Annotated in this window: 22 protein-coding genes; 4 read left to right on the forward strand and 18 right to left on the reverse strand. The window is 43.3% G+C overall.

What is annotated here, in order from left to right; translation table 11 throughout:
• The first annotated feature begins 99 nt into the window (after nt 1-99).
• On the forward strand, nt 100-630 hold the full coding sequence (locus GKR48_RS10585; protein ID WP_154628064.1) for a hypothetical protein: 531 nt from the start codon (nt 100-102) through the stop codon (nt 628-630).
• A 73-nt stretch (nt 631-703) separates the two neighbouring features.
• On the opposite strand, the gene GKR48_RS10590 is transcribed toward GKR48_RS10585, so the two are convergent.
• Nucleotides 704-1780: a nitrilase-related carbon-nitrogen hydrolase gene (locus GKR48_RS10590; RefSeq protein ID WP_154628065.1), complete on the reverse strand. Its 1077-nt coding sequence runs from the start codon at nt 1778-1780 to the stop codon at nt 704-706.
• Between the two features lie 559 nt (nt 1781-2339).
• Between GKR48_RS10590 and GKR48_RS10595 the strand changes: the two genes are divergently transcribed.
• On the forward strand, nt 2340-3632 hold the full coding sequence (locus GKR48_RS10595; RefSeq protein ID WP_154628066.1) for an MFS transporter: 1293 nt from the start codon (nt 2340-2342) through the stop codon (nt 3630-3632).
• 53 nt (nt 3633-3685) lie between these two features.
• On the opposite strand, the gene GKR48_RS10600 is transcribed toward GKR48_RS10595, so the two are convergent.
• The 3 genes from GKR48_RS10600 to GKR48_RS10610 form a co-directional block, all read right to left on the reverse strand.
• Nucleotides 3686-4330, reverse strand: a complete 645-nt coding sequence (locus tag GKR48_RS10600; protein ID WP_154628067.1) for a 3-keto-L-gulonate-6-phosphate decarboxylase UlaD — start codon at nt 4328-4330, stop codon at nt 3686-3688.
• Nucleotides 4331-4380: 50 nt separating this feature from the next.
• Complete coding sequence (locus tag GKR48_RS10605) at nt 4381-4848, reverse strand: PTS sugar transporter subunit IIA (protein ID WP_154628068.1); 468 nt, start codon at nt 4846-4848, stop codon at nt 4381-4383.
• A gap of 66 nt (nt 4849-4914) precedes the next feature.
• Nucleotides 4915-6687: a PTS ascorbate-specific subunit IIBC gene (locus GKR48_RS10610; protein ID WP_154628069.1), complete on the reverse strand. Its 1773-nt coding sequence runs from the start codon at nt 6685-6687 to the stop codon at nt 4915-4917.
• 427 nt (nt 6688-7114) lie between these two features.
• Here GKR48_RS10610 and ulaR point away from each other — a divergent pair, with 427 nt between their 5' ends.
• Both ulaR and ulaG read left to right on the forward strand, forming a co-directional pair.
• Nucleotides 7115-7870 carry an HTH-type transcriptional regulator UlaR gene (gene ulaR, locus GKR48_RS10615; protein WP_036950625.1) on the forward strand — a complete coding sequence of 252 codons (756 nt, stop codon included), beginning with the start codon at nt 7115-7117 and terminating at the stop codon, nt 7868-7870.
• A gap of 115 nt (nt 7871-7985) precedes the next feature.
• The gene (gene ulaG / locus GKR48_RS10620; protein WP_154628070.1) at nt 7986-9053 is read left to right on the forward strand and encodes an L-ascorbate 6-phosphate lactonase; all 1068 of its coding nucleotides are present in this window, start codon (nt 7986-7988) and stop codon (nt 9051-9053) included.
• 104 nt (nt 9054-9157) lie between these two features.
• On the opposite strand, the gene GKR48_RS10625 is transcribed toward ulaG, so the two are convergent.
• The 14 genes from GKR48_RS10625 to mnmG all read right to left on the reverse strand — a co-directional run bounded on the left by GKR48_RS10625 (nt 9158) and on the right by mnmG (nt 24299).
• On the reverse strand, nt 9158-10453 hold the full coding sequence (locus tag GKR48_RS10625; RefSeq protein WP_154628071.1) for an SLC13 family permease: 1296 nt from the start codon (nt 10451-10453) through the stop codon (nt 9158-9160).
• Nucleotides 10454-10684: 231 nt separating this feature from the next.
• The gene (gene glmS / locus GKR48_RS10630; protein ID WP_154628072.1) at nt 10685-12517 is read right to left on the reverse strand and encodes a glutamine--fructose-6-phosphate transaminase (isomerizing); all 1833 of its coding nucleotides are present in this window, start codon (nt 12515-12517) and stop codon (nt 10685-10687) included.
• 256 nt (nt 12518-12773) lie between these two features.
• The gene (glmU, locus tag GKR48_RS10635) at nt 12774-14144 is read right to left on the reverse strand and encodes a bifunctional UDP-N-acetylglucosamine diphosphorylase/glucosamine-1-phosphate N-acetyltransferase GlmU (protein WP_154628073.1); all 1371 of its coding nucleotides are present in this window, start codon (nt 14142-14144) and stop codon (nt 12774-12776) included.
• A 123-nt stretch (nt 14145-14267) separates the two neighbouring features.
• A complete protein-coding gene (locus GKR48_RS10640) occupies nt 14268-14693 on the reverse strand; it encodes a F0F1 ATP synthase subunit epsilon (protein WP_006660646.1) in 426 nt (141 codons plus the stop codon).
• Between the two features lie 21 nt (nt 14694-14714).
• Complete coding sequence (atpD, locus tag GKR48_RS10645) at nt 14715-16097, reverse strand: F0F1 ATP synthase subunit beta (RefSeq protein ID WP_006660647.1); 1383 nt, start codon at nt 16095-16097, stop codon at nt 14715-14717.
• Nucleotides 16098-16131: 34 nt separating this feature from the next.
• Complete coding sequence (gene atpG, locus GKR48_RS10650) at nt 16132-16995, reverse strand: F0F1 ATP synthase subunit gamma (RefSeq protein WP_006660648.1); 864 nt, start codon at nt 16993-16995, stop codon at nt 16132-16134.
• 55 nt (nt 16996-17050) lie between these two features.
• Nucleotides 17051-18592: a F0F1 ATP synthase subunit alpha gene (gene atpA, locus GKR48_RS10655; protein ID WP_006660649.1), complete on the reverse strand. Its 1542-nt coding sequence runs from the start codon at nt 18590-18592 to the stop codon at nt 17051-17053.
• A gap of 14 nt (nt 18593-18606) precedes the next feature.
• Nucleotides 18607-19140, reverse strand: coding sequence for a F0F1 ATP synthase subunit delta (gene atpH, locus GKR48_RS10660; RefSeq protein WP_036950613.1), 534 nt, complete (start codon nt 19138-19140; stop codon nt 18607-18609).
• A 12-nt stretch (nt 19141-19152) separates the two neighbouring features.
• Entirely contained in the window at nt 19153-19623 is a 471-nt protein-coding gene (gene atpF, locus GKR48_RS10665) for a F0F1 ATP synthase subunit B (protein WP_181477768.1), read from the reverse strand.
• 57 nt (nt 19624-19680) lie between these two features.
• Nucleotides 19681-19920 carry a F0F1 ATP synthase subunit C gene (gene atpE / locus GKR48_RS10670; protein WP_004246596.1) on the reverse strand — a complete coding sequence of 80 codons (240 nt, stop codon included), beginning with the start codon at nt 19918-19920 and terminating at the stop codon, nt 19681-19683.
• 47 nt (nt 19921-19967) lie between these two features.
• Entirely contained in the window at nt 19968-20786 is an 819-nt protein-coding gene (gene atpB, locus GKR48_RS10675) for a F0F1 ATP synthase subunit A (protein WP_006660652.1), read from the reverse strand.
• Nucleotides 20787-20819: 33 nt separating this feature from the next.
• Nucleotides 20820-21194: a F0F1 ATP synthase subunit I gene (gene atpI, locus GKR48_RS10680; protein WP_154628074.1), complete on the reverse strand. Its 375-nt coding sequence runs from the start codon at nt 21192-21194 to the stop codon at nt 20820-20822.
• A gap of 590 nt (nt 21195-21784) precedes the next feature.
• Nucleotides 21785-22408: a 16S rRNA (guanine(527)-N(7))-methyltransferase RsmG gene (gene rsmG / locus GKR48_RS10685; RefSeq protein ID WP_154628075.1), complete on the reverse strand. Its 624-nt coding sequence runs from the start codon at nt 22406-22408 to the stop codon at nt 21785-21787.
• Nucleotide 22409: 1 nt separating this feature from the next.
• The gene (gene mnmG, locus GKR48_RS10690; RefSeq protein WP_154628076.1) at nt 22410-24299 is read right to left on the reverse strand and encodes a tRNA uridine-5-carboxymethylaminomethyl(34) synthesis enzyme MnmG; all 1890 of its coding nucleotides are present in this window, start codon (nt 24297-24299) and stop codon (nt 22410-22412) included.
• Nucleotides 24300-24437 lie beyond the last annotated feature (138 nt).

Here is a 24437-nt window from a genome sequence, read left to right on the forward strand (position 1 = left end):
ACACTCAAAAAGACGAATTTAGTACCTAATAAAGTACATATTGAACTGATCGTACATATTGAGCCTAAAATCGCAGAAATAGTCCAATTCACAGAAAGCTTGCCTCGTATCAATATCGCCTTTAAAGATAATTCGCTCGGTGCTGATCATCGACCTACCTTTTTAGTCAAAAATAGCCCTGAATATCCCACAGTCACCCTAGACAATCGTCATTATCTTGGTAAGGAGGAATATGGAACCGCCTATCGCATGGGTGACTTTGCGATTAAAATTCCTCATCGCGATTTAATATTTGAATACAATAAATATGCTGAGTACGATCGCTGCGCTAGAGTATTAAATGAAATAAATCAAGATGTTAATTTTTCGCGCTCTACTACACTACCAAATGGCAATGTCATTTTAGTCACTAAATTTATTGATGGAAAATCGATAAAAGGTAAGGAGGCTTTTGATTTTGTTAAATCAAGAGGGCGCACTCTTTTTGATCCTGACTCCGAAGGTAACGTAAAAAAAGACAGGCACAATAATCTGTTTTTAATTGATGCTGATTTTGCTGCTCAGCCTAAACAGTTAAATCGCACCCTGTCTATAGGTACCATTGAAATCTATAATTGTTATAGAAAATAGCAATATCCGTTAGCTTATAATTAAACAAACCAACAACGTAATACACGCTGTTGGTTTTTTATTAATCATGGCTTCATTGCTTATCATACACACTCGGCACAAACACATTTCGCTCGATCATTTTCTCGATTTGCTTATTTAAAATGGTTTCTCGGTAATGTTTATGATTGCCTTGTGGCTCATGCAAGTAGGTATTTTTCGGGTAAATTGGTGTTTCATAAATGAGCTGAGCGCATTCAGTTCGAATATCTTTCAGCCAATTACTGACCGAGGCGTTTGCGCGGTGATGGCGCATGGCTTCAATATCAATCACTCCATACACATAGGTTGAGCCGTTAGTATCCTCTTGTTTACCCACAATTTTACCCTTGTAGTCCACAATCAGTGAACGACCACCACCACAGTCAATTGGTGCTTGTGTGGTCGGGAACATATACATTGAGCCAATATTCGGCGCCACAACATAGAAGTTATTTTCCAACGCACGGGCGCGGTTAGAAATTTCAAATAGGTCATTTTCAGTAAATGGTGTCGGTAACGAGGCACGATACACCACCTCTGCCCCATTTAATGCCAGACCACGACCGTTTTCAGGGAAGTTGCCTTCCATGGCCATCATTACCCCTAATCGACCAATTTCAGTATCAACAACTGGCCAAAAAGATTGTAATGAACGCCCATATTTTTTTATCCACTCATCGTACAGATCATGAGGCGATGCCGAACGTTCACACGGCAACAAAGAGGACATTTTATGGTGTTTCAGAATAATGTTGCCTTTGGGATCAATAATAAACCCAACGTTAAACATAATACCCGGCCAATCTGGATCACGGGTTTTTGCCTGTGCCATGATGTACACATTTTGAGATTTCGCTAATTCGCCTAATCTGTCAGTCTCTGGACCAGGGATATCAATGGCACCATCTTTTAAAAACTCAGCAATCGGCAAATCCAGCGCTTCATCGTTGAAACCTTGTAAAGCTCCCTCAGGAAGAACGAGTAAACGAACAGGGAGATCCAATGAAGATAGCCACAGCGCACCGTGAGATAGCTCTTCAAGATGGTCGATATTTTTCATAATATCGCTACGCGTTTTTATTCCCCACGTTGTTGGCACTAAACCCACTACACCATATGGCTTTATCATAATAATTCTCCGATTCTATTTTCGATTTACCTGCATTTGGTATTGTTCAAAAATCAAACTCATCGAATATTATTCATATGTTAAATTTATGTCAAATAAATATTAAATTGCATTTTTTGGATATTCACTCTTAATCTGTTCAAGATTTAAGGTTAATATTTAAAATAAAAAATTAGGCTATAAACATATTAACAATCTAGCAATTATCTTATTAATTATAAATATAACCTCGCGTTATTTTATTTTAAAATCATTAAATATCAATAACATGTAAATTTGTTGTTATTTTTAATTTCCGCTTAAAACTAATATAGGAAAACATTTTCATTCTTAAAAACAGAAACAAAAATAGCGAGTAAATATAAGATTTATTAATATTTAACCAAAAAACAAAAACTGCAATAAATATCCTATTCCTGCATTTATTGTACATTTTATTAACATTTCTATTGTGATTTAACTTAAAAAAGTAAAGTGTAATGTCGGCTTTTCAGATTTAAAAAATATACGTACTTGCCATTAAAAAAATATCGGTCGAATAACGATTAGAGAGTGATTTATGACAATACAAACATCTGAAATTACATCTGTCTCCTCAAAGCGCACGACCTTCAAAGTCATGTTGGTTTGCTGGCTAAGCATTTTATTTGAAGGTTATGACGTGGGGGTGATGGGTGCTGTTTTACCGACACTCTCTGAATATAAAGAGTGGAATTTAACCCCTATTGAATTAGGTGCCTTGAGCAGCTACACCCTCGTGGGAATGTTCTTTGGTGCTTTTATAATCGGAACGTTAAGCGAGTTATATGGTCGACGACGCATGCTATTAATCTGCGTTACACTCTTCTCGTCCACCATGTTAGCTACTGCTTTAGCGCCAACACCTTGGTTTTTTGGATTAATGCGTTTTATCGGCGGAATCGGACTTGGGGGCGTGATCCCTGTCGCTGCCGCCCTCACCATTGAATATTCACCAACCGAAAAACGCTCGTTTAACTATGCCATTATGTACTCCGGCTACTCTCTGGGTATCTTATGTGCCGCCTTAGTCGCGATTGCGATTCTTAGTCAATTTGGTTGGCGTGGCGTAATGATAGTCGGGTCATTACCTTTATTATTAATTTGGCCAATGTCCCGCCTGTTACCAGAGTCGATTGAATACCTCAATAACCGAGGGCAACACGAAAAAGCGAGAAAACTGGCGGAGAAACTTGAAGTCACCTATCACGAACCCGTGAAGCTAGAAAAGCAGGCTTCTCGTAGCCTAAAAGAAGTCGTCGCGATTATCTTTTCCAAAGATTACCTGCGAGCAACTTGCTGTTTTTGGGTCGCGCTGTTCTGTGGAGGCTTCATCGTTTACGGCTTAAATACGTGGCTGCCATCCATCATGCGTAAAGAAGGTTATGATCTCGGCTCCAGCTTAACGTTCTTAGTGGTGTTCAGTTTATCTTCCGCATTAGGCGGGTTATTCCTCGGAAAAGTCGCCGATAAATGCGGCGCTCGCGGCACAGTTGCGTTCTTCTTTATGCTCGGTGCAATGGGGATTGGATTAATGGTCTTCAAGCAAAATATCTATATGAATTATTTGCTTGTTGGTCTCGCGGGGATTGGCTGTATTTCTGCGCCATTAATTTTGACGGGCTATGTCGCCCATTTCTATCCATCCAGTGTGCGGGCTTCTGCAACAGGTTGGACAATGAGTATCTCCCGTGTCGGAGCCATGTCAGGTCCTATGTTTGGTGCCTATATTGCCAGCCTTGGGGTCGCCAGCAGTTGGAACTTTGCTGCGTTCTCTGCGGTGACGGTAATAGGCGGTATTGCCGTAATGCTACTGCCAAGTAAACGCTTATAAACCCAAAAACAAAATCCCCTCGGTAATTTCGAGGGGATTTCTATCAATACCAATTACCAGAAACGAGCAATTTGTTCACGCAGTGCTTCTGCGGTGGCTTTTCCTTTTTCCCCAACCAATGCACGCCCAGCAATAAAGGCTTTAGCTTTGATGCCTTCGAAAAGGTGAATATCTTCTGGCACAATCCCGCCAGTTATCGACAGTTCGAGTCCTAAATCAGAAAGTTGGCGCATTTTAGTGAGATCTTCAGGTCCCCAGCCCACGCCAGCGAGCTCAGCATCACGAGAACGGTGGTAAATCGCCTGTTTGATCCCTAAGTCTACCCAGTGCTGCGCATCGTCTAATGTCCAGTTACCATACAGTTCAATTTGGATTTCACGACCAAATTCTTCCGCCACTTTTTTGCAGGCCGTAATAGTGGCAATATGCGCCGCCGCTGAAACTGTGATCCAATCCGCGCCTGCTTCAAATGCCATTTTCGATAAAATCGCACCGCCGTCCGTGGTTTTCATATCGCAAACAATAATGTGTGATGGATGATTTTTACGTAGGGTTGAAACCGCATTCATGCCTTCCGCAAAAGCCAAAATAGTACCAATTTCAATCACATCAACAAAAGACTCCACATTGTCAGCAACTGCCAGCGCATCTTTCAGATTGGTTTGGTCTAATGCAATTTGAATTAAAGGTTTAGTCATTTGATTATCCTAGTGTTTTAGATTAAATCGGGTATCTGGTGAATGACGGCTTAAGCTAATGCGGCATCAATCACCTGATAGACCTCATCTGCACTGGTGCAACGGCGAATTTTATCGAGATCAATCCCCGTTTCGCTCTCTTCATCATCCAGTACTTGAGTCACTTCCATTAAGCCTTCCATATGTTCATCAGAAGAACTTCCAGCGAGTGTAATGAGGACATCCACAGGCTCACTTTCCCCATCAAACACAATCGGTTCTTTTAATGTCACCAAAGCAAATGCGGTTTTTAAAACGCCATTTTCTGGGCGGGCATGAGGTAAGGCTAAATTAGGTGCAATACAGATATAAGGGCCTAACTCTTTGACGCTGCTAATAATGGCTTCATGGTAATCCGGCAAAATCGCCCCAGATGCGATGAGCATATCGGTGCCAATCTTAATTGCATCCTGCCAATTATCCGCTGAGGCATGTAATTTAATGGAATTGTTATCCATTAGAGATTGTTTGAAACCCATGGCATTGCTCTCCTATCGTCATGGACATACATCACTCAATCCCCATGACAAATTTAGTTATTGGATTTATTTCGATTCACTAAAGTTATTATGAATAATCGCCAGTAATTCATCGCCAAATGAGTTGGGATTTAACATATTCTGCACACCCAGTACGAATTTACCTTCCCCCGCATCCATTTCAGAAGAGAGATGCTTGGAAGAGACAATAATGTCTGTATTCGCCAATTTTGATTTGTAATCAGAGACAGCGCAGGAATCCATCACATGAGGAATGCCTTTACCTTCAAGGTACTTAGCAATTTTCATTTTCATCATCATCGATGAGCCTTGCCCATTACCACATACCGCGAGAATACTGACGGGTCTAGCACCCGTAGAAATAGGCTGTTCTATTGGTTCGACAGACGCATTTTCAACACTCAGCTCCACTTGTGGCTCTGCTGCCGTAGCGGCTTGTGCATCTTCTTCCGCACGCAATCTTTTCGACGCAAAATACATGTAAACAAACGACAGTCCAATCAAGACAAAGAAGAAATATTTGGAGAAGGAAAGCCCCTGCATCACCGGCGGGAACACTAACGCCCAGTCGGCCATGCCCATCCAACCGCTAAAATCCGTTCCTTGCTGGCTAAATAATGAAATCGCCCATGCAGACCCAACAACTTCAATGATCCCCATCACGAAACAGATTTTCATGACCGCTTTCCAGCCACCGAAATGGTTAGCAAATACCCCAATTGTCGCGTTGGAGAAGAACATCGGGATAAAGCCAGGAATAATCATGATCGGGGAACTTAATCCCAACATAATCAATACCGCAGTAAACTGCCCCAACGCCCCCCACATAAAGCCGAATACCATGGCATTAGGAGAGAAAGCGTAAATTGCGGCACAGTCAATGGCGAGTACCGCGTTAGGAATAACGCGCTCGGAAATCCCTTTAAACGCTTCAGAAAGCTCAGCAACAAACATCCGCACACCAGTAACAATAATCTGAATGGCGACCGCGAATTTCAAACCCGTTTCGAGAATATAGATAGTCCAATGGGTTTTCCCTGCCATTTCTTGCAAGTTAGTTAACCCAAAGGAAAGAAGAATAATGCCGAAGAAAACGGTCATCACAATCGCGGTGGCTGCGATGCTATCATGGAAAATATGCAGCCATTTCGGTAGCTTAAGATTATCAACGCTATCGTTTTTATCGCCGAGTTTATGGGCAATTTTAGTGGCAACCCATGATGCGACTTGCTGCTGGTGACCGATTGAAAACCCAGCCCCCCCAGTAACTGATTCCGTTGGCTTAAACATTATATTGGATGAAATTCCCCAATACAGCGCCATGAGAACGGCTGAGTAGATAATGGTTTCCCACATGCTGGTACCCAGCACAAAATAGAATACGGCGATCAATCCCGCTTGCTGGAACATGATATGCCCCGTCAGCATTATGGTGCGGATCCCCGTAATACGGCGGAAAAGTACCAAAAGAATATTAATCGCCAATGCAATCAGAACCGTATATCCAACCCATGAATAGTTATCCCCCATGGTTTCCATGGTGGCCATCATTGAGGTGTATGGGTCGATAACTGAACCGGTAAGGTGATGATACTCTGACATTTTTGCAATGACAGGTTTGAAGCTGGAGACTAATGTATCGGCTCCCACTTGCACTAACATAAAGCCGACAATCGTTTTTATGGTTCCCTTCAGGATGGTTGTGCCATCTCTCTTTAGAAGCCAGTAGCCAATCAATGTCACTAATCCCAGTAATAACGGGGCTTTGGTCATCACTTGGCTGTAAAAAATATAGAATGAGTCATACAGAAAATCCATATTTTTACCCCTAAATCAAATTTAGTGTGAATTATTATCTTATTTAAAATTACATTACCCTGATCACAGACAAGCATTCTCACGCTATAATCAAACAGTTCATCAATTTAATCACTCAAATACATTTTGCAATCATAAGTAATCACCATTTGCTCATTTATGATTATTTAAAGTGACACTTTTTGACCAGTAAAAAACCCTACATTTGTTGAGCTGATCACAACAAATATAGTAAAAATCAATATTTACATATAGTTAAAGAATTAAATTGGCATGGGTAATTTTTGAATTTAGTGAGTTGACAATTTTCACCACGATCATATAGAATCAAATTCAATCATTTTGAGTCAAAAGTTGTCATGGTACTGTGATTATAATAATCATCACTAAAGACGAAAAATGATTATACAGAAATAAGGCGCTACACATGAATGAGACACAAAGACATCATGAAATTTTGTCTTTATTGAAAGAAAATCAAATCATTAACGTATCTTTTATCACAAAACATTTTGATATCTCGCCTGCAACTGCTCGCCGAGATATCGCCAAGCTGGATGAGCAAGGCAAACTCAAAAAAATACGTAATGGTGCAGAGCGCATTGAAGAAAAAAGACTCAGATGGTCACCGCTGAATATCAACAGCACCGACCATTATGAGGAAAAATCACAAATCGCCATGAAAGCGGCAGAACTTTGCCAACCGGGAGATAGCGCTGTTATCAACTGTGGATCCACCGCATTTTTGCTAGGACAGCAACTGTGTGGAAAAGGGGTTCAGATAGTAACGAACTATTTCCCCCTCGCCAGCTATTTGATTGAAGAAGAACATGAAGATGTGGTTCTGATTGGCGGGCAATATAACCGAACACAAGGTATTTTCCTCAATCCAGCATTAAGCACATTGATGGGATATGCCGGTAACTGGATGTTTACTTCAGGGAAAGGTTTAACCGAAACAGGGCTGTACAAAACAGATATGCTGACTGCGGTCGCGGAGCAACAGATGCTCGATCGTATTGATAAATTGGTTGTCGTTGTGGATAGCTCAAAAGTCGGAAGTCGAACAGGAATGTTATTTTGCCCTGCCGAAAAAATTGACTATCTCATCACTGGTAAGAACGCCGATCCAAAAATTATCAAAGCCATCGAAGCCCAAGGCACGCAAGTCATCCTTGTATAATTAGATTAACTATCTAATTCAACGAATTAACAAATTTATTCTGTATTTCGCCTTATTTTCATGAATAAGGCGCTAATCCCTTACATTTGAAATTCTGGATAGGAAAGGTGTTGCTATGAGTAAAGTAAATGAAATTACCCGTGAATCTTGGATTTTAAGTACATTCCCAGAGTGGGGAACCTGGCTCAATGAAGAGATCGAAAAAACCGTCGTAGAACCAAACACATTTTCTATGTGGTGGCTGGGCTGTACAGGTATTTGGTTGAAAAGCGAAGGTAATACTAACATTTCCATCGATTTTTGGTGTGGTACAGGTAAAAAGACCCAAAAAAAACCACTGATGAATCAGCAGCATCAAATGATGCGTATGGGCGGAGTTGAAGCCCTACAACCCAACTTACGTACCGCGATTTTTCCGCTCGACCCCTTTGCGATTAAAGATGTCGATGCCATTTTGGCATCCCATGACCACGCTGACCATATTGATGTCAACGTTGCGGCGGCAGTGCTACAAAACTGCGGAGACCACGTTAAATTTATTGGTCCACAAGCCTGCGTTAACCTATGGACAGGTTGGGGTGTACCGGAAGATCGCTGCATTGTGGCCAAAGTGGGCGATGTGATTGAAATTGGCGATATGAAAATCCGTGTTTTAGATTCATTCGACCGTACAGCGCTAGTGACCTTACCAAAAGGCGTTTCTTCCCATGACAAAGCCATTTTGGACGGTATGGATGAGCGTGCAGTAAACTATTTGATTGAAACCACTGGTGGCTCGCTGTATCACTCTGGAGATTCTCACTATTCCAACTATTATGCGGCGCACGGCAACCGCTACAATATCGATGTTGCACTGCTTTCTTACGGTGAAAACCCGCGCGGTGTCACCGACAAAATGACCTCTTCCGATATATTGCGTGCCGCAGAATCTCTAGATTGCACGACGGTTATTCCATTCCACCACGATATTTGGGCTAACTTCCAAAATGATCCTCGTGAAATTGAAGTGCTATGGAATATGAAAAAAGAGCGTCTGCAATATAAATTTGCCCCATTCTTCTGGCAAGTTGGCGGGAAATATACCTACCCAACTGATAAAGGGCGCATGCATTATCAGCATTTCAGAGGCTTCCAAGATATCTTTAAAAACGAACCTGAATTGCCGTATAAAGCCTTCTTGTAAGGTTGATATCGATTAAAAAACAAAATCCGGTCAGGCGTATTCCTGACCGGATTTTTATTATCTTTATAAAACCGCTAACTACATGTCGGTCACCCAAATCGTGATTAAGGGATCACGCCCAGCAATTTAAACCAGAAATAATCCAGCGGCACCAAGAGGAAAAAGGTCAAAATAAACAGGATCAGGCACAGCCTCACCCCATCCATTAACGGCACTTTACCCATTCCCATCGCGACAACAATCGGGGACGCTTGATAAGGCAATAAAGGTGTCGAATAACCGATAACTTGTACCATTAAAACCGCAATCAGCGGTAAGCCCGTGGCATTAGAAAGCGATTCCGCTAACGGTGTATAGAGTGCTGGAACGCCGTTTGCCGTCACCACAAAGTTTAAGCCGCTAGTCAGTCCCACTAAGCTACCAAAATCCATAAACGGGCTATTTGGGTCAAGTGGCAGCATCTTTTGTAAGTAAGTACCAACCACCATTCCAACATTGGAATAACTCACCAATGTTGCTAGGCTCAAAATCCCTGCCACATAGATACAAGTGCGGATATTCACCGCTTTAACAAACTCGTCATTGGTGACAAAACCAACTTTAGGCAACAAGCAGAAACATGCCGCGACGAGTCCCACCCATGCCGGTGAAATGCCGTGTGCGGTATCCGTTATCCAAAAAAGCAACGTGACCGCCAGCACAACACCGAGCTTTTTCTCATCGCGGCTCATCGGTGGTAAGTTTTTTTGCTCAACCACCTGCTGCAATTTGGCAGGAAATAGAAAATAGATACACAGCACCACCATTGCGCCTTTAATCAATCCCAAGATTGGCATGTGCAAGAACAGGTAATTTAAATAGGAAAGTTTAAGGTGATAAGTGGTTTCTATCGCCCCCGCCATAACAAGGTTGGGCACGTTCGCAGGTAACACTGTCGCAGAAAGCTGGAAGGTACCGAAACCCACTGCCAACGCTAACCCGATGCGCCCTCGGCTGCCACTTTCTAGACCGACTTTATCCGCAATGGCCATTACAATCGGCATCAGTAACGCAATTCGTCCCATATTCGACGGCATAATAAACGCCAACCCATACGCGAGGATCACCACGCCAATGATCAATGAGAGCCAGGATTTGGTAAAACGTCCTGAGATATGCTGCGCAATACGTTCCGCCAGCCCCACTTTATTGATGGCAAACCCAAGAATAAAGCCGCTTAAAACGAGCCAAAATGCTTCTGAGGTAAACCCTGAGAAAATCACATTGGTTGGCGCTAGATGTAAACATGCCGCTGCTGCTAAAAACAGTAACGCTACTAAATATTCTGGTAGTTTTCCTGTCGCCCAAAACCCTATCGTGATTGCGATGACAACCGCACTTAACCATTCAATCTCCGCCATCCACGTCGCCTTCTGCTGATTTTTATTGTTGTTTATTATTGCTCAATACTGCATCAAGAAAATTAAGTATACGTGAAATTGATAGCGAATAGATGCATACACAAGCAACTAATTAGCATCGGTTTGTTATAGTTCAGCAGGGAAATTTAAATGATGAGTAAGAATAGAGAAGCAATAAAAAGCCGGTGTACTGTTACAGGACACCGGCTGGATTTTTAAATCAGTGCGAGATTACTCAACCGTCACTGATTTTGCCAAGTTACGCGGCTGGTCTACGTCAGTTCCTTTGATTAACGCAACATGGTAAGAAAGCAGTTGCAGAGGAACGGTATAGAAAATTGGTGCGATTAACTCTTCTACATGCGGCAGGGGAACAATTTTCATGTTTTCACTTGCCACAAAACCAGCATCTTGGTCAGCAAACACATACAGCAGACCGCCACGCGCACGAACTTCTTCAATGTTAGATTTCAGTTTTTCTAACAGTTCGTTATTCGGTGCAACGATGATAACCGGCATATCCGCATCAATTAATGCTAATGGACCATGTTTTAATTCGCCCGCGGCATACGCTTCAGCGTGAATATACGAAATCTCTTTCAGTTTCAGTGCGCCTTCAACAGCGATAGGGAACTGATCGCCACGACCTAAGAACAGCGCGTGGTTTTTGTCTGAGAAATCTTCCGCTAACGCTTCAATCACTTTGTCTTGAGACAGCATGCTTTCAATACGCGCTGGCAGTGCGTGAAGTGCATGAGCAATACGCTCTTCCAGTTCTGGGTTAGCCCCTTTCAGGCGTCCCATATACGCCACCAGCATCAACAATACCGTTAATTGGGTTGTGAATGCTTTGGTGGAAGCGACGCCAATTTCCGCGCCCGCTTTGGTCATCAGAGAAAACTCAGATTCGCGGACTAATGAAGATGCGCCAACGTTACAAATCGCCAGAGACGTTAAGTAGCCTAACTCTTTAGACAAACGCAGAGCGGCTAGTGTATCCGCCGTTTCCCCTGATTGGGAAATGGTGATCATCAAGCTGCCTTTACGGTGTGCTGGTTTGCGGTAACGGTATTCAGACGCAATTTCCACGTCACAAGGAATACCCGCCAGTGATTCAAACCAGTAACGCGCAACCATACCAGCGTTGTAGGAAGTCCCACAAGCAACGATTTGGATATGATCGACTTTAGACAGAATTTCGCCAGCTTTCGGGCCTAATTCGCTAAGGTCGATACCATTATCTTGGTTAAAACGCCCTTCGAGGGTGTTTTTAATCGCCATCGGCTGTTCATAGATCTCTTTTTGCATGTAATGGCGGTATGTGCCTTTATCACCTGCATCGTATTGAACATTCGATTCGATTTGCTCACGTTCAACTGGCGCGCCTTGCTTATCAAAAATACGCACAGTGCGACGAGTAACTTCCGCAATATCCCCTTCTTCTAGGTAGATAAAACGACGAGTCACAGGCAATAATGCCAGTTGGTCAGAAGCTAAGAAGTTTTCGCCAACACCCAGACCGATAACCAACGGGCTACCAGAGCGGGCTGCGACTAATAATTCTGGGTTGCGGCTATCCATAATCACGGTGCCATAAGCGCCACGTAATTGTGGGATCACGCGCTGAACCACTTCCAGTAATGTACCGCCTTGCTGCTGTTCATGGTGAACAAGGTGCGCAATTACTTCAGTGTCAGTGTCTGAACTAAAGATATAGCCGAGTTTTTTCAGCTCTTCTTTCAGTTCTAAATAGTTCTCGATAATTCCGTTATGAACAACGGCAATGTAACCCGAGGTATGAGGGTGAGCGTTACGCTCGCTTGGAATACCATGAGTTGCCCAACGAGTATGCGCGATACCCGTTCCACCAGAAACTGGGTTCTTTTCTGCTTCTTCCGCCAGCATTTGTACTTTACCGACTTCACGTAAGCGTTGCAGATGACCTTCATGATCAACCACCGCCATACCCGCAGAGTCATAACCACGGTATTCTAAACGGCGAAGACCTTCTAACAGAATTTCCGCGATATCACGTTGTGCGACAGCACCAACAATTCCACACATATTAAGTTATTCCTAAATAAAGGGGTTCTTCCCCTCTTATTGTCGCAACCTGATTATTGTTCAGCTTTCGCTGTTCCCCAGCCTTGTAGAAACGGGGAATTTATTGTTTTGTTTGCTACTTTGTAGCGATTTTTATATTAAAAAATACTGACCGACATTGCTTAGACTGCTAATTCTTAGATAGCTAATTCGTTCATAGCTAATCATAGGAGAGACTTGAATATCTCTCCTCTATATTTACTTATGTTTTATTTACTTATTTTTTCTTTACTGGGCGCTGCCAGTTTTTAATGTGAGTCTGTTTCACGCGGCTCACCACCAGCTCACCTTCGTTAATATCACGAGTGACCGTGGTGCCAGCACCAATGGTTGCGCCATTAGCCACACTCACAGGAGCAACTAACTGAGTGTCAGAGCCAACAAACACATCATCACCAATAACTGTTTTAAATTTATTCACACCATCATAATTACAGGTGATCGTACCCGCACCAATATTCACATTACTACCAATCTGAGCATCACCCAGATAGCTTAAGTGACCCGCTTTAGAGCCTAAGCCCAGCGTGGCATTTTTCATTTCAACAAAGTTACCCACATGGGATTTCGCTGCTAATTTAGCACCAGGGCGTAAACGAGCGAAAGGTCCAACAGTACATTCCGTGGATAATTCAGAATTTTCAATGACTGAGTATGGGCTGATAACTGAGTTATCGCCAATCACACAGTTTTTCAGTACGCAGCCTGTTTGGATCTGAACATTATTACCCAGCGTCACGTTACCTTCGATGATCACGTTGGTGTCGATCACCACATCGCGACCGTGATTTAAGGTTCCGCGAATATCAAAACGCGCAGGGTCGATAAGCATCACACCCGCTAACAGTAATTTTTCAGCTTGTTCTTTTTGGTAGATGCGCTCTAACGCTGCTAATTGCAGACGGTTATTAACCCCTTCCATTTCACTGAGGTGGCTTGGGTGAACGGTCGCAATTTTATTACCTTCTTTATGAGCAAGGGCAATGATGTCGGTGATGTAGTACTCACCTTGGGCATTGTTATTGTTCAGTTGGCTCAGCCAGCGATTAAAGTCTTTGCCGCTTGCGACCATAATACCGGTGTTGATTTCTTGGATTTTACGCTGCTCTTCACTGGCATCTTTCTGCTCGATGATACCAACGACTTCGCCGTTTTCACGGATAATGCGACCATAACCGGCTGGGTTATCGAGGATAACAGTCAGTAAGCCAATGCCGCCTTCTGGCTTAGCTTCTACCAGTCGTTGTAATGTGTCTTTCGCAATCAGCGGTACATCGCCATACAGCATGACAATGTCTTCGTCATCTTGGAAGTGGGGAGCGGCTTGCTGCATTGCGTGACCGGTACCCAGTTGCTCCGCTTGCAGAACCCAATTGAGGTTTTGTTCACCCAGTTTTTCTTTCAGTAAATCACCGCCATGTCCGTATACCAGATGAATATCCGACGCACCGATTGATTTCGCAGTATCAATCACATGCTGAACCATTGGTTTACCTGCGAGTAAATGCAGAACTTTAGGTAAGTCTGAATACATCCGAGTGCCTTTACCGGCAGCTAAAATCACGACACTTTTTCTTTGCACAGTCATATTTTCCTGAAACTCCAACTTTGGGGTGAAAGTAAACCTATTTCCTGCATAAATTACTACATATTTCGCACAAATAAAAAAGCCAGTTAGTCAAACTAACTGGCTTTTTCTATATTGCTATCATTACATAAGCTTTTTAGTTAACTCGATAACTCGAAGTTTCGCTATTGCTTTTGCAAGTTCTGCTGATGCCTGAGCATAATCAACATCGCCGTGTGCTTTGCGGACATGTTCTTCCGCTTTGCGTTTAGCTTCCACTGCACGAGCTTCGTCTAAATCTTTACCACGGATCGCTGTATCAGCGAGTACGATAACACCTGTTGGTTGAACTTCTAAGATACCGCCGGAGAGGTAAATTAGCTCTTCTTCACCAAACTGCTTCGTAATGCGTACCATGCCCGGTTTTATGGCAGTCAGCAGCGGGGTATGCTGCGGATAAATCCCCAACTCACCTTCACTACCTGTCACCTGAATTTTTTGTACTAAGCCTTCAAACATCTGTTTTTCCGCGCTTACTACTTTCAGGTAGTATGTCATTGCAGCTACCATATCAACCTCTCGTCAGATGGATTAAAGCTTTTTCGCTTTTTCCACAGCTTCTTCAATGGTACCAACCATGTAGAACGCTTGTTCTGGCAGGTGGTCGTAATCACCGTTCAGGATGCCGCTGAAGCCACGGATAGTGTCTTTCAGAGAAACGAACTTACCTGGTGAACCGGTAAAGACTTCTGCAACGAAGAATGGTTGAGACAGGAAGCGCTGGATCTTACGAGCACGAGCAACAACCAGTTTGTCTTCTTCAGACAGTTCATCCATACCCAGGATTGCAATAATATCTTTCAGTTCTTGGTAACGTTGCAGAATAGACTGAACGCCACGAGCAACATCATAGTGCTCTTGACCAACTACCAGTGGGTCTAATTGACGGCTGGTAGAATCCAGAGGGTCAACCGCAGGGTAGATACCCAGAGATGCGATTTGACGGCTCAGAACTACAGTTGCGTCTAAGTGAGCAAAGGTGGTTGCTGGTGATGGGTCAGTCAAGTCATCCGCAGGTACGTATACCGCTTGAACGGAAGTGATAGAACCAGTTTGAGTTGAGGTAATACGTTCTTGCAGAACACCCATCTCTTCCGCCAGCGTTGGTTGGTAACCTACTGCTGATGGCATACGACCTAACAGTGCTGATACTTCAGTACCTGCCAGTGTATAACGATAAATGTTGTCAACGAACAGCAGTACGTCACGACCTTCGTCACGGAATTTCTCAGCCATAGTCAGACCAGTCAGCGCAACACGCAGACGGTTTCCTGGTGGCTCGTTCATCTGGCCATAAACCAGTGATACTTTATCCAGAACGTTTGAGTCGGTCATTTCATGATAGAAGTCGTTACCTTCACGGGTACGCTCACCAACACCGGCGAACACTGAGTAACCTGAGTGCTCAATCGCGATGTTACGGATCAGTTCCATCATGTTTACTGTTTTACCAACACCCGCACCACCGAACAGACCTACTTTACCACCTTTCGCGAATGGACAGATTAAGTCCATTACTTTGATACCGGTTTCCAGCAGTTCAGTTGAGTTAGCTAACTCTTCGTAGCTTGGTGCAGCACGGTGAATAGACCAGCGCTCTTCTTCGCCGATATCACCTTTCATGTCGATTGGTTCACCCAGAACGTTCATGATACGTCCCAGAGTTGCTTTACCGACTGGTACTTCGATTGGGTGCTCTAGGTTTACAACTTCTAAACCACGGCTCAGACCGTCTGATGTACCCATTGCGATACAACGGACAACACCACCACCTAACTGTTGTTGAACTTCCAACACCAGTTTTTCTTTACCGTTAATAACCTCAAGAGCATCGTACACTTTTGGTACGTTATCTTGAGGGAACTCGACGTCCACAACGGCGCCGATTACCTGGATAATCTTTCCAGTAGCCATCTTGAATCCTCTACGTAATTCGTAAACCTAGCTGTTAAACCGCGGCAGCACCAGAAACGATCTCGGTCAGTTCCTGAGTAATGCTGGCCTGACGAGCTTTGTTGTAAACCAACTGCAACTCTTTGATCAGGTTTCCACCGTTATCTGTAGCGGCTTTCATCGCTACCATTCGAGCGGCCTGCTCACTAGCTAGGTTTTCAACGACGCCCTGATAAACCTGCGACTCGATATAACGACGCAGCAGGGTATCCAGCAACGCCTTAGGATCGGGTTCATATAAATAATCCCAAGATTTCTTCTTCAGTGTTTCGTCATCGCTTGCAGGCAATGGCAGTAATTGAAGAATCGTTGGCTCTTGAGACATTGTATTGACGAACTTGTTGTTCACCACATACAGTTTATCTAAACGCCCTTCATCATAGGCTTGTAGCATAGAGTTAACTGGGCCAATCAGGTCAGAAAGGGTCGGGTTATCCCCCATTCCGGTTACTTGTGAAACGACATTGCCGCCTACAGAACCGAAGAATGCTACCGCTTTAGAACCGATTAAAGCCAAATCAACCTGAACGTTTTTCTCAGACCACGTTTTCATGTCTGCCAGCAGTTTTTTGAACAGGTTAACGTTCAAACCACCACACAGACCACGGTCTGTTGAAACAACCAAATACCCGACACGCTTAACTTCACGCTCTTCGAGATATGGGTGTTTATATTCCAGATTACCTAATGCAAGGTGACCAATCACACTGCGCATGGTTTCTGCATAAGGACGGCTGGCCGCCATGCGTTCCTGCGTTTTACGCATTTTGGACGCCGCGACCATTTCCATCGCTTTAGTGATCTTCTGCGTGTTTTGCACGCTTCCAATCTTGGAACGTATCTCTTTTGCGCCGGCCATTTCTGCTTCTCCTTATTAACCAGACGGCCCATAAAAATTCACGGGCCGAATAGTATTACCAGGACTGGGTGGCTTTGAATGATTCGAGCAGTTTATTCAACTTAGCTTCGATATCATCGTTATATTTGCCCGCCAGACCAATTTCGTTCATAAGGTCAGCATGCTCGCGCTGTGCAAATGAAACTAATGCAGCTTCGAATGCACCAATTTTTGCTAACTCAACATCGTCCAGATATCCACGTTCTGCAGCGAACAGAGACAGTGCCTGCTCTGCTACTGACATTGGTGCATACTGTTTCTGTTTCAGCAGTTCAGTTACTTTCTGACCGTGGCTCAACTGTTTACGAGTTGCGTCATCGAGGTCGGAAGCAAACTGAGCAAACGCTGCCAGTTCACGGTATTGAGCCAGTGCTGTACGGATACCACCAGACAGTTTCTTAATGATTTTAGTCTGAGCAGCACCACCAACACGAGATACTGAAATACCTGGGTTAACTGCTGGACGAATACCAGAGTTAAACAGGTTAGATTCCAGGAAGATCTGACCATCTGTAATCGAAATTACGTTTGTTGGTACGAATGCAGAAACGTCACCCGCTTGAGTTTCAATGATTGGCAGAGCAGTCAATGAACCTGTTTTACCTTTCACTTCACCTTTCGTGAATGCTTCTACGTAATCAGCGTTAACGCGAGCAGCACGCTCAAGTAAACGTGAGTGCAGATAGAAAACATCACCAGGGTATGCTTCACGTCCTGGTGGACGACGCAGTAACAGTGAAATTTGACGGTATGCGACAGCCTGTTTAGACAGGTCATCATAAACGATCAGCGCATCTTCACCGCGGTCACGGAAATATTCACCCATCGCGCAGCCAGAGTATGGTGCTAAATATTGCAGTGCAGCTGATTCAGATGCAGTTGCAACAACAACAATGGTATTTTCCAGAGCGCCGTGCTCTTCCAGTTTACGTACTACGTTAGAAATAGTTGATGCTTTCTGTCCGATAGCAACGTAAACACATTTGATGCCAGAATCACGTTGGTTGATGATTGCATCGATCGCCAGAGCTGTTTTACCAGTTTGACGGTCACCGATGACAAGCTCACGCTGACCACGGCCGATTGGAATCATCGCATCGACTGATTTATAACCAGTCTGTACTGGTTGATCAACGGATTGACGGTCGATAACACCCGGAGCAATAACTTCTACAGGAGAGAAGCCATCGTGCTCAACAGGACCTTTACCATCAATTGGTTGGCCCAGTGTATTCACTACACGTCCTAATAGGCCACGGCCTACTGGAACTTCAAGAATACGACCAGTACATTTAACTTTCATGCCTTCTGCTAAGTCAGCATAAGGACCCATAACAACCGCACCAACAGAGTCACGCTCTAAGTTCAGTGCAATTGCGTAACGGTTGCCAGGCAGTGCGATCATTTCACCCTGCATGACTTCGGCTAAACCGTGAATACGAATGATACCGTCGTTAACGGAAACAATCGTACCTTCATTGTGAGCTTCACTCACAACATCGAACTGAGCAATACGCTGTTTGATCAGTTCGCTGATTTCGGTGGAATTCAGTTGCATATGCTCCAGTCCCCTTAAGACTGCAAGACGTCAGTTAAACGCTCTAAGCGACCGCGGACACTTCCGTCAATGACGAGGTCTCCCGCACGAATGATCACTCCAGCAATAACAGACTTATCAATTTTGCAATTCAGCTTAACTTTGCGTGACAGACGTTTTTCCATCGCTGCAGAAATTTTAGCTGACTGCTGTTCACTCAGTTCGTTCGCAGAAAGAACATCAACTTCAACAGTTGATTCCAGCGTATCGCGCAATTGGATAAATTGAGCTAATACTTCTGGCATCGTTGTTAAACGACCGTTTTCCGCCATAACACGAATCAGATTTTGAACATGCTCGTCAATTTCATCTCCACAAACAGAGATAAACGTTTTAGCTAATGTTTCTGGTGCAATAGAACCAGAAAGCAGCTCACCAACCTGTTCATTGCGCGTCACCTCAGAGGTGAAGGCCAGCATTTCCTGCCATTTAGCAACAGCTTGGTTTTCCACAGCAAAGTCAAAAGCTGCTTTGGCGTAGGGGCGAGCTACAGTAGCGATTTCAGACATGCCCCTCCCTCCTTACAGTTCAGCGACTAGTTTATCAACGATGTCGCTGTTAGCAGCTTCATCCACGGAACGTTCGATGATCTTCTCGGCACCTGCGATAGCAAGCATCGCAACCTGTTTACGTAACTCTTCACGTGCACGTTTACGCTCAGCATCAATTTCAGCTTGCGCTTGTGCTACGATTTTTGCACGTTCTGTTTCTGCTTCCGCTTTCGCTTCATCAATCATTTGAGTGCGTTGTTTATTCGCTTGTTCAATGATGATTTGAGCTTCAGCTTTCGCTTTTTTCAGTCGGTCGGTTGCGTCGGTTTGCGCCAGTTCCAGGTTCTTTTTAGCACGTTCTGCGGAAGATAAACCGTCAGCAATTTCTTTTTGACGTTTTTCTATGGCCGCCATAATCGGTGGCCATACATACTTCATACAGAACAAAACAAACAGGACAAACGCGATAGCCTGGCCGAGGATTGTTGCATTTAGATTCACAGACAATACCTCTTATCTATTAGTTAGTTAATGTTCTTAATGTGTGCCGAACGTTAATTAGGCAACAGCGAACATTACATATAAGCCCAGACCAACAGCAATCATCGGAATAGCATCGACCAGACCCATTACGATAAAGAACTGTGTACGCAGCAGAGGAATTAAATCTGGCTGACGAGCAGCACCTTCTAAAAATTTACCACCTAGGATGCCGATACCGATCGCAGCACCGATCGCCGCTAAACCCATCATAATAGCGGCAGCCATGTACAGCAGATCCATACTCAGGTTTTCCATGACAGTCTCCAGTTTGTTTCAGTTAATACAATTATTGATTAATAAAATTAGTGCTCTTCAGAAGCCATCGACAGATAGACAACAGTCAGAACCATAAAAATAAAGGCTTGTAGCGTAATAATCAGTATGTGGAAGATAGCCCAAGGCAGGCTTAACAACCACTGTGACCACCACGGAAGCAGAGCCGCGATAAGAATAAAGATCAATTCACCTGCATACATGTTACCAAACAGTCGCAGACCGAGTGATACAGGTTTTGACAGCAGGCTAACCCCTTCAAGAATCAAGTTTACAGGGATAAATACCGGATGGTTGAAAGGCTGCATAGTGAGCTCTTTCGTAAATCCGCCAATTCCTTTCATCTTGATGCTGTAAAAGATTATTAGGATAAACACACCAATTGCCATCGACATCGTGATACTCACATCTGCGGTTGGAACAATACGCAGAGCAGGTAAACCTAAGTAGTGCTCACCGATGTATGGGATGAAATCAATTGGAAGTAGATCCAGAAGGTTCATTAAAAATACCCAGACGAACACCGTTAATGCCAGAGGGGCAATAACTTTGCTCTTCCCGTGATACATATCACGGACTGAGTTATCAACGAAACCAATGATCAGTTCTATTGCAGTCTGTAACTTACCGGGTACGCCACTAGTCGCATTGGCAGCAACTTTTCTAAATAGCCACAGGAATAAAGCCCCGAGAACTACTGAGAAAAAAAGCGAGTCAATGTTTAACGCCCAAAACGTTGGACTAGCGTGGGGATCGACCAACTCAAAGGTACGTAGATCCAACTGAAGGTTTCTCAGATGGTGACCTATGTACTCATTTGTAGTCATCACTTCTCCTGATGCAGACATGATGCCTCTTACCCTTTTGTAGTTTAAAAATACTTACCGTTTTACAACGGCTGGTGCAACAATCTGAACAATCAGCACCGCTAAATAGGTCAAACCCAGTGGTGTTAGTGACGCTTTAAACACACCAAAAGCAACAACTAAGACAGTAATAGTTGTCACAACCTTTAACCCTGCTCCTAATGCAAAGAACCAGGCAATGCGGACAGGTTCATCCTCTTCTTTTGCTTTTTCAAAGCGTGATAGCAGCATAAATACAATATTAGGTAACCAGCATGCTAACCCACCAGCAAGAGCAGAGGCCCCCCATTCTATACTATTTGCACAGAAAGCCCCACTGAGGATTACAAAAGTTATTAACTGAATAGACAGTTGCTTAGAAGCATTACTGCCATAAAGGGAAACAGACATAACTTTGTGTACTCCCAGCTCTCTCAGCCTAAGAAACGCTAAGGGTTGTAATAAAACTGCCTTTGCTTAAATGTGTCAAGAGACAAAAACGTGCAAATTATACGGGCAGGCGAAATGAATTCAATCAGTAAGTAGCGAAAAGGTGAATAAATATTTAATTTTTTCGAGATAGCGCAGAATTAAGACAGATGGGATTAATAATTCATTAACGATTCGTCGCCTAAAAATAACTTTATGTGATTAAGATCACAAAAAATATTAATCTCTTGATTAATAACCACACTATTTATCTGGTTAGAACCCTATTTTTAAGCCATAAATCAAATAATTAAATTTGTTATTTTTTAGACAAAAAAATGAAAAGATAATTTGGATATTTCATTATTAATGCTAAAACGATTTAGTAAGAATATTAGATTAGGAATATTATTACCATTAATGTGATTATTTTTGATATACATTCGTTAATATTCTGTAAATAATAAGTGAATTTAAATTATCTTCATTTTAATTATATATAAAAATAGCCGTAACATTGTAAATGTACGGCTACCGCTCTAAAAGATAAAATAATTTTACTAAAAACTACGTTATTTTTTGAATAATTTAACCAAGTGACGCTGTTCGTCTAATTCGGGAATTTTTAGCTCTGTAATGGACTCAACTTCAAAGCCATCTGGCAACTGTGTGAGTTCTTTATCACGAACTACACCTTTTAACGCATAAAAGCGCCCTTCCCTCGCAGGAAGATGGTGGCACCAACTCAGCATATCGTTGAGTGATGCAAAAGCTCGGCTAATTACGCCATCAAATCCATCTTCAACCGGATACTCTTCTACTCGAGATTGAACTGGCTCAATGTTAGTTAGCCCTAACTCATGCTGAACCTGTTTCAGAAAGCGTATACGCTTCCCTAAGCTATCCAATAAAACAAAGTGAGCATCAGGTCGAATGATCGCTAAAGGAACGCCAGGAAGCCCTGGGCCCGTTCCTACGTCGATAAACTTGTCGCCCTTGAGGTGATCGTTCACCACGATGCTGTCCATGATGTGGCGAACTAACATTTGTTCAGGCTCACGTACCGACGTTAAATTGTACGCTTTATTCCATTTGTGCAATAAACCGACATAATCAACTAACTGCTGTTTTTGCTTGTCAGTCAGTTGGATATCAGCTTTTGCCAATAGCTTTGTCAGTTTGCTGAGTAAATCCATATTATGCACTCCGACGCAACATGCCTTGTTTTTTGAGCCACACTAACAGAATTGAAATTGCTGCTGGTGTGATCCCTGAAATACGAGATGCTTGACCAATTGACGTTGGTTTGTGGTCATTCAGTTTTGCCATAACTTCATTGGATAAGCCTTTCACCTGCTTATAATCTAAATCAACAGGGAGTAAGGTATTTTCATTACGCAGTTGACGTTCGATCTCTTCTTGCTGACGAGCAATGTAACCTTCGTATTTCACTTGAATTTCAACTTGATCTGCCGCTTGAGGATCTTCAACACCCGGAGCAAACAGATTTAACGAGGTCAGCATTTGATACGTCATTTCAGGACGACGTAGTAAATCTTCACCGTTCGCTTCTTTCGATAATGGAACGGTTAAAATTTGGTCGATTTCTTCATGGTTATCAGATTTAGGGTGAACCCAGATATCTTTTAAGCGTTGACGCTCTTTTTCGATCATGTCGACTTTGCGGTTGAAGTGCTCCCAACGAACATCATCCACAAGACCTAATTCACGTCCTTTTTCGGTTAAACGTAAATCTGCATTATCTTCGCGTAGCATCAAACGGTATTCCGCACGAGAAGTGAACATACGGTACGGTTCTTTGGTACCTAATGTGCACAGGTCATCAACTAATACGCCGACATAAGCTTGATCACGACGAGGGAACCAACCTTCTAGGTCAAATGCATGTTGTGCGGCGTTAAGACCCGCCAATAAACCTTGAGCTGCGGCTTCTTCGTAACCTGTTGTACCGTTGATTTGACCCGCAAAGAACAAGCCTTCGATAAATTTGCTTTCGAGAGTTTGTTTTAGATCGCGTGGGTCAAAGAAATCGTACTCAATGGCATAACCAGGACGGACGATCCTTGCATTTTCCATTCCCTTCATGGAATGAACTATTTTCATTTGAACATCAAATGGCAAGCTGGTGGAGATCCCGTTTGGATAAATTTCGTTGCTAGTTAATCCTTCAGGCTCTAAGAAGATCTGGTGAGCGTTTTTATCGGCAAAACGCATTACCTTATCTTCAATGGAAGGGCAGTAACGAGGACCGATCCCTTCGATGATCCCTGCATACATTGGGCTGCGATCTAAATTATTACGGATCACATCATGAGTTTGCTCATTGGTATAGGTGATGTAGCAAGGCACTTGTTGTGGATGCTGCTCTTGCGAACCTAAAAATGAGAATACTGGCATTGGATCATCACCTAGCTGTTGAGCTAACTGACTGAAATCAATAGTTCTTGCATCAATACGTGGTGGTGTACCCGTTTTTAAGCGGTTTACACGTAATGGCAATTCTCTTAAACGTTGAGATAACGTAATTGCGGGTGGATCACCAGCACGACCGCCACTGTAGTTTTCTAAACCGATATGAATTTTTCCATCAAGGAAAGTACCTACGGTTAATACCACCGCTTTGGCTTTAAATTTTAAGCCCATGCGGGTAACAGCACCGGTAACTCGGTTATTTTCAACAATCAGATCTTCAACAGGTTGTTGGAAGATCATTAAGTTTGGCTGATTCTCTAATGCAGTTCTAACCGCTTGGCGATAGAGAACGCGGTCTGCTTGTGCGCGAGTTGCACGAACCGCTGGGCCTTTACTTGCATTAAGTGTTCTAAATTGAATACCCGCTTTGTCAGTTGCGGTAGCCATTAAACCACCGAGGGCATCAATTTCTCTTACCAGATGTCCCTTACCGATCCCACCGATGGCTGGGTTGCAAGACATCTGGCCCAATGTATCAATATTGTGAGTCAGTAATAGGGTTTGACGCCCCATACGTGCAGCTGCCATTGCTGCCTCAGTACCGGCATGACCACCACCAATTACGATGACGTCAAATTGCTCTGGATAAAACATGTGTGAACCTTAACGTTAGAAAATGCGGATTCTGCATTCGAGGAGTGAATTCTACTCAAGTTTGATGGAGAGACCAAGCCCTGGCCTCTCGCCTATATAATATAAAGATCTTTTTTATTTAAAGATCTCTTTATTAGA

The organism is Providencia sp. wls1943 (assembly GCF_009706275.1).
Taxonomy (GTDB): domain Bacteria; phylum Pseudomonadota; class Gammaproteobacteria; order Enterobacterales; family Enterobacteriaceae; genus Providencia; species Providencia zhijiangensis.

Excerpts from the sequence above, each read along its gene's own strand:
- atpB (WP_006660652.1), bottom strand. The coding sequence starts at position 20,786 with ATGTCTGCATCAGGAGAAGTGATGACTACAAATGAGTACATAGGTCAC.
- atpA (WP_006660649.1), bottom strand. The coding sequence starts at position 18,592 with ATGCAACTGAATTCCACCGAAATCAGCGAACTGATCAAACAGCGTATT.
- rsmG (WP_154628075.1), bottom strand. The coding sequence starts at position 22,408 with ATGGATTTACTCAGCAAACTGACAAAGCTATTGGCAAAAGCTGATATC.
- GKR48_RS10640 (WP_006660646.1), bottom strand. The coding sequence starts at position 14,693 with ATGGTAGCTGCAATGACATACTACCTGAAAGTAGTAAGCGCGGAAAAA.
- atpE (WP_004246596.1), bottom strand. The coding sequence starts at position 19,920 with ATGGAAAACCTGAGTATGGATCTGCTGTACATGGCTGCCGCTATTATG.
- glmU (WP_154628073.1), bottom strand. The coding sequence starts at position 14,144 with ATGACTGTGCAAAGAAAAAGTGTCGTGATTTTAGCTGCCGGTAAAGGC.
- GKR48_RS10600 (WP_154628067.1), bottom strand. The coding sequence starts at position 4,330 with ATGACTAAACCTTTAATTCAAATTGCATTAGACCAAACCAATCTGAAA.
- GKR48_RS10595 (WP_154628066.1), top strand. The coding sequence starts at position 2,340 with ATGACAATACAAACATCTGAAATTACATCTGTCTCCTCAAAGCGCACG.
- ulaR (WP_036950625.1), top strand. The coding sequence starts at position 7,115 with ATGAATGAGACACAAAGACATCATGAAATTTTGTCTTTATTGAAAGAA.
- GKR48_RS10625 (WP_154628071.1), bottom strand. The coding sequence starts at position 10,453 with ATGGCGGAGATTGAATGGTTAAGTGCGGTTGTCATCGCAATCACGATA.
- atpD (WP_006660647.1), bottom strand. The coding sequence starts at position 16,097 with ATGGCTACTGGAAAGATTATCCAGGTAATCGGCGCCGTTGTGGACGTC.
- GKR48_RS10610 (WP_154628069.1), bottom strand. The coding sequence starts at position 6,687 with ATGGATTTTCTGTATGACTCATTCTATATTTTTTACAGCCAAGTGATG.
- ulaG (WP_154628070.1), top strand. The coding sequence starts at position 7,986 with ATGAGTAAAGTAAATGAAATTACCCGTGAATCTTGGATTTTAAGTACA.
- atpG (WP_006660648.1), bottom strand. The coding sequence starts at position 16,995 with ATGGCCGGCGCAAAAGAGATACGTTCCAAGATTGGAAGCGTGCAAAAC.
- atpI (WP_154628074.1), bottom strand. The coding sequence starts at position 21,194 with ATGTCTGTTTCCCTTTATGGCAGTAATGCTTCTAAGCAACTGTCTATT.
- GKR48_RS10590 (WP_154628065.1), bottom strand. The coding sequence starts at position 1,780 with ATGATAAAGCCATATGGTGTAGTGGGTTTAGTGCCAACAACGTGGGGA.
- mnmG (WP_154628076.1), bottom strand. The coding sequence starts at position 24,299 with ATGTTTTATCCAGAGCAATTTGACGTCATCGTAATTGGTGGTGGTCAT.
- GKR48_RS10605 (WP_154628068.1), bottom strand. The coding sequence starts at position 4,848 with ATGGGTTTCAAACAATCTCTAATGGATAACAATTCCATTAAATTACAT.
- atpH (WP_036950613.1), bottom strand. The coding sequence starts at position 19,140 with ATGTCTGAAATCGCTACTGTAGCTCGCCCCTACGCCAAAGCAGCTTTT.
- glmS (WP_154628072.1), bottom strand. The coding sequence starts at position 12,517 with ATGTGTGGAATTGTTGGTGCTGTCGCACAACGTGATATCGCGGAAATT.